Annotated in this window: 3 protein-coding genes; 2 read left to right on the top strand and 1 reads right to left on the bottom strand. The window is 73.9% G+C overall.

Annotated features, from left to right (window positions below):
* Both HW577_RS23995 and HW577_RS23990 read left to right on the top strand, forming a co-directional pair.
* Positions 1-804: TIGR02186 family protein (locus HW577_RS23995; protein WP_232475213.1), on the top strand; the 804-nt coding region annotated here is incomplete at its 5' end.
* 9 nt (positions 805-813) lie between these two features.
* Positions 814-1,320 carry a universal stress protein gene (locus tag HW577_RS23990; protein WP_198378617.1) on the top strand — a complete coding sequence of 169 codons (507 nt, stop codon included), beginning with the start codon at positions 814-816 and terminating at the stop codon, positions 1,318-1,320.
* Between the two features lie 430 nt (positions 1,321-1,750).
* On the opposite strand, the gene HW577_RS23985 is transcribed toward HW577_RS23990, so the two are convergent.
* Positions 1,751-2,184: hypothetical protein (locus HW577_RS23985; protein ID WP_198378616.1), on the bottom strand; the 434-nt coding region annotated here is incomplete at its 5' end.

The following is a 2,184-nucleotide window of genomic DNA, read 5'->3' as shown; positions in this document are numbered from 1 at the left end:
CCTGGTGCGCGCGCCGGAAAACCTCTTTGCCATCGGGCCCGTGCCGTGACGCGGCGCGCGGCGCTGGCGCTGCTCGCCGCGCTCTGGACCGGCGCGGCGGCGGCGCAGGCGCCCCCGCCGACACCCGCGCTGACCGTCGACCTCTCGACCGACCGGGTGGAGATCTCGACCGGCTTCACCGGCGCCTCCGTCCTCGTCTTCGGTGCCACCGAGAACCTGCTCGGCCCGGCGACGGGCGAGGATGTGGTGGTCGTCGCCACCGGCCCGTCTCAGCCCACCGTGGTGCGGCGGAAGGTCAACGTGCTCGGCTTCTGGGTGAACGGTCCCGCCGCCACCTTCCCCGAGGTGCCCGGCTTCTACGCCATCGCCGCGACCCGCCCGGTGTGGGAGGTGCTGCCCGAGGACACGCGCCGCACCTCGCGGCTCGGGCTCGATGCGCTGCCGCTGCGCGCCACGGGCAGCCAGGCGCCTGCCTTCCGGGCGGCGCTGCTCGACCTCAAGCAGCAGGACCGGCGCTGGCAGGAATACGCCGCGCCCGTCACCGTCGCGGGCGGGCGCCTGTTCAGCGCGCGCGTCGCCTTCCCGGACACGGTGCAGACGGGCGACTACCGGATCGAGGTGCTGCTGCTGCGCGAACGCCGCATCGTCGCGCGCCAGGAACTGTTCCTGCGGGTGGAGCGCGTCGGCACCGCCGCCTCCATCGCCCACGTCGCCCGCACCGCGCCGCTGCTCTATGGTGTGGTCTGCATCCTGCTTGCCGCGCTGGCCGGATGGCTCGGCAGCGTCCTGTTCCGCCGCAGCTGAGGGAACGCCATGCCCGGATCCGAGGAAGCCGCCGCCGCCGCCACCGCCGCCAAGCGCGACCGCATCTTCCTGGTCGTGGTGGATGACAGCGCCGAGCGGGCAGTCGCCTTGCGCTACGCCTGCCTCCGCGCGCGCAAGGGCGGCGGCCGCGTCGCGCTGCTCCGCGTGATCGAGCCCGTGGGCCTGGTGGAATGGGCCGGCGTCGGCGTGATGATGCAGGAGGAGCGGCGGGAGGAAGCGGAGAAGATGCTCTCCGGCCTCGCCGCCGAGGTGAACGAGATCACCGGCGGCTTCCCGATCCTGATCATCCGCGAGGGCGAGCCGCGGGACGAGCTGCTGAAGCTGCTCGAGGAGGATCCGCGCATCTCGATCCTGGTGCTCGCCATGGCGCCGGGCACCGGCGGGCCGGGCCCGCTGATCACCGCGCTGACCGGCCGCTACGCCAGCCGCCTGACCGTGCCCATGACGCTGGTGCCGGGGACGCTGGACGAGAAGGAACTGGATCGGATCACGTAGTTGCCTGCCTCAGGCGCTGGCGCCGCCATGCGGCGGCTTGGCTTGCGCGCCGTGGGCTGTCACGCCGGGCGCGCCTGATGGGTTCGGCGCGGTCGCGCCTTTCGCTCCCGGATCGACGCTTCGCCTCGATCCGCTTTTTCGTTGCCTCAGGCGCCGGCGCCGCCATGCGGCGGATGGGCTTGCGTGGCGTGCACTGGCGCGCCGGGCGCGGATGACGGTCGGGGCGCGGTCGCGCTTTACGCTCCCGGATCGAGGCTGAGCCCCTAAATGTTGTTTTGCCTCAAGCGCCGGTGGCGCCATCCGGCGGCTCGGCCTGGGCGCCCTGCGCTGAGGCACCTTGGGCGGCCGACGGTATCGGCAAGGACGCGCCTCGCGATCCCGGATCCAGGCTCTGCCTCGATCCGCTTTCCTGGTTGTCTGGTGCCGGCGTTCAGCCCTCCGGGCAGCCCACCACCACGCGCTGCAGCGTGCGCACGCCCTCGGCCGTCTGGGCCCAGCGCGGGTCGGCATTGTTCGGCGGCGTGAGCAGCCTCTGCGCCTCTGCCAGGTCCGGGCAGCGCCGGTCGTCCGCGCCGCAGGAGACGGAGACGCCGATCATCCGCGCGCTCGCCCCATGGAACCGCGCGCTGGCATTGCCGGGCGCATCGCGCAGCAGCGTCTCGGCCTCGCTGCGCATCGTCTCGTTGTCCGGGCAGATGCTGGCGCGCGGCGTCCCGGCGCGGCGGTCGTACAGCGCGGCGAGCAGCTCTTCCCGCCACGCATTGCGCTCCGCCTGGGTGTTGGCGCCGCCAGCCGCCAGCGCCGCCTGGCCCGCGCTGACGGCGCAGTCGCGCAGCCGCCCGGCCTGGTCCCGCGGCGCGCCTT

The organism is Neoroseomonas rubea (assembly GCF_016106015.1).
Lineage (GTDB): Bacteria > Pseudomonadota > Alphaproteobacteria > Acetobacterales > Acetobacteraceae > Neoroseomonas > Neoroseomonas rubea.
Note: the sequence above shows the minus strand (reverse complement) of the source record. Positions and strands in the feature narration are given on the sequence as shown.